General features: G+C 36.0%; 1 protein-coding gene, 1 rRNA gene and 1 pseudogene. 2 read left to right on the top strand and 1 reads right to left on the bottom strand.

Going from position 1 to position 2783, the window contains the following annotated elements; all coding sequences use genetic code 11:
* Positions 1-99, top strand: a 5S ribosomal RNA gene (rrf, locus tag ACFQZ1_RS10330); the annotation flags it as partial.
* A 316-nt stretch (positions 100-415) separates the two neighbouring features.
* Here the strand turns inward: rrf and ACFQZ1_RS10325 are convergent.
* Complete coding sequence (locus ACFQZ1_RS10325; RefSeq protein WP_377882099.1) at positions 416-526, bottom strand: hypothetical protein; 111 nt, start codon at positions 524-526, stop codon at positions 416-418.
* Positions 527-701: 175 nt separating this feature from the next.
* On the opposite strand from ACFQZ1_RS10325, the pseudogene ACFQZ1_RS10320 reads away from it, so the two are divergent.
* Positions 702-2420, top strand: a pseudogene (locus ACFQZ1_RS10320) (efflux RND transporter permease subunit).
* Positions 2421-2783 lie beyond the last annotated feature (363 nt).

The following is a 2783-nucleotide window of genomic DNA, read 5'->3' as shown; positions in this document are numbered from 1 at the left end:
AGAGGTCACACCCGTTCCCATACCGAACACGGAAGTTAAGCTCTCTAGCGCCGATGGTAGTTGGGACTTTGTCCCTGTGAGAGTAGGACGTTGCCAGGCAATCTAAGACGAGTCAGAATGACTCGTCTTTTTTTGTGTATTTTTATCATTATAAAATAACACTGAATTTCTTAATAAAAGAACTCAGTGTTATTTTATTGAAATAGACGAACTAAGTGGTCATGAAAAAATCTATCAAAACAGGAAATCATTCTTCATTTCTATGAAACATATCAGAAATATCCTTCATTTTTACTAAGAGACCTCGTATTCCAAAGCGTATTAAATTTTCTGTGAAAGAAATTAAATACATTCTTTTTCCAAAAAAACAGCATGAAATTAAATATTGATAAATCATTTGTGTGGATTGGCAATCTCAAAGAGGTATGTGTGCCTCCTGCTTACGGAAAGTGTAAAATACACAATCCTTTTTGTTATGTTTAGAACATGACTCTTTACACTGCTGCATAGAAGGGATTTTCTGTATACTTAGCGCTGTGTGATTTGATATAGGTCTTTGGGTTGAGTTTAGAATCCATCATGGGGTTGATGTGGAATGAAAGGAAAAAAACAATTATAAAAAGGTGAAGAGAATATAAGTAGGGGAGGGTTACGGTTTATAGAGATTATGTAAGAAAGATTATTTTCCTTAGTACAAAGGGATGAGAGGAATGACGGTGGGGTCGTGGATTCGCTTTTCTTTAAAAAATGTAGGTGTTGTCTTTCTTGCGATGATTTTTATTATTGTTGGGAGATTATATTCTATTAAAACAATAGAGATGGAAGAAATGCCAAACGTTGATATTCCGTATATGGTTGTGCAAGTCCCTTATATGGGTGCCACGCCAGAGCAAGGATTAAATGATATAGGAAAGCCGTTAGAAACTGCATTTTCTAGTATTCAAAAGCTTGATAATTTATATATTGAAGCTCATAGCAACATGGTAGTTGTTGAAAAAGATGTGACGAGTGCAGTTGCATCTCTAAAATTACCAGAGGATGCAGGGAAACCTGTCGTTATGAAAGATGGACCTTCGCAGATGCCAATATTTACTTTCGCGCTTTCTTCAGACAATGCTAAGCAGGCAGATATTTCACAATATGTAAACAAGCGGATTAAACCGACTTTGTCTACTGTTGAAAATATCGGCAAGGTGGATGTGTCAGGTGAAACCGAAAAGCGATTGTCTATTAGACTTGATGTTGAAAAAATGAAAGAAAAAAAGATTACTTATGACATAGTAAAGCAAGCGCTTTTAGCACACAATTTTTCTTTTCCAGCAGGTCAGGTGAGTATTAATGAAAAAACATTAAATGTTCAAGCTGATTACAAACTTAAATTGCTTACTGACGTGAACGATATGAAAATGGCAGTACCAAGTGCTGGGGGAGTACAAACAGTTAAATTGTCAGATATAGCAACTGTAGAGTATGGAAGTAAAACAGAAACTGTATATACGAGATTAAAAGACACACCTGCAGTTCTTGTATCTGTTAAAGCGCAGCCAGGAGCTAATGCGGTGGAAGTGGTCAAACAAATTAACCAAAAACTATCTGATCTACAATTACCAGAGGGTTATAAACTGACAAAGTTGTATGACAGCTCAAGGTAGGTAGAAAAATCAGTTAATAGTATGCTTAGGGAAGTGTTGCTAGGTACATTGTTTGCTGTCAATGTGACATTTGTATTCTTACGTAATATAAGAGCTACAATTGTAGCTGTGCTATCAATCCCGCTGTCTGTTTTAGCAGCGATGATTAAGATGAAGTATTTACACTATAGTTTGAATATGATGACGCTAGCTGGTATTGCAGTAGCTGTTGGTCGAGTAATTGATGATTCTATCGTAGTCATTGAAAACATCTATCGCAGAACGTTAAGTAGCGCAAAGCGTGATGTAAACATGGTGTTAGCAGCTGCTAAAGAAGTTGGCGGTGCGGTTACATCTTCAACAATTACGACCATGGCAGTATTTGGTCCACTTTCATTCGTTCCGGGAATTGTTGGCAAGTTCTTTGCTCCGTTCGGAATTACGGTTATTGTTGCACTTGCTTTTTCTTTACTTGTTTCGTTAACAGTTGTCCCTTTACTTGCTAAATTTTTCTTGCTACGTTTGAAGCATAAGGAACCGAAAGAAACAATATTGCAGAGAACATATCGGCGTGTGCTGAGCTTGACGATTCAGAAAAAGATGATTACACTCTTTCTCGCTTTTGTCGTATTTGTTTCATCTTTAGGACTTGTGCTGCTGATCCCGAAAAACTTTTTACCAGAAGAAAAGGCGGCTTCATATAATCTGACGGCAGATTTACCTGTTGGAACATCACTTGACAAAGCTAATGGTGTAGCTAAAGATATGGAAAGTATTCTGTTCCCTTAGTTTTTTTATAAATAAAGAGGATAGTTTCATGAAAATATATAGGCGGTAGAATCGATGAGACAGTCATTGCTATTTGGTAGATTAGTTGGGAAAAGATTTTAGGTTAACAACGAAATGGAACATCTATGAAGAAAAAACAAAAAATATATTGATTTTGTGGGAGTAAGGGTATATTATATTAAAAGTCGCTGATGCAACATAGCAAAAAGCGAAAATGAAATAAAAAACTTAGTTGACATTGAAAAACAAAGATGTTAACATAAGGAAGTCGCAATTAAGCGGCAGACAAGTTCTTTGAAAACTGAACGAAACAAACAACGTGAAACGTCAATTTTTATTTATGATGCTAGACAAACACTTTAT

Source organism: Bacillus sp. CGMCC 1.60114, assembly GCF_042676365.1.
GTDB classification, from domain to species: domain Bacteria; phylum Bacillota; class Bacilli; order Bacillales; family Bacillaceae_G; genus Bacillus_A; species Bacillus_A rhizoplanae_A.
This window is presented reverse-complemented; position numbering and strand designations above follow the sequence as displayed.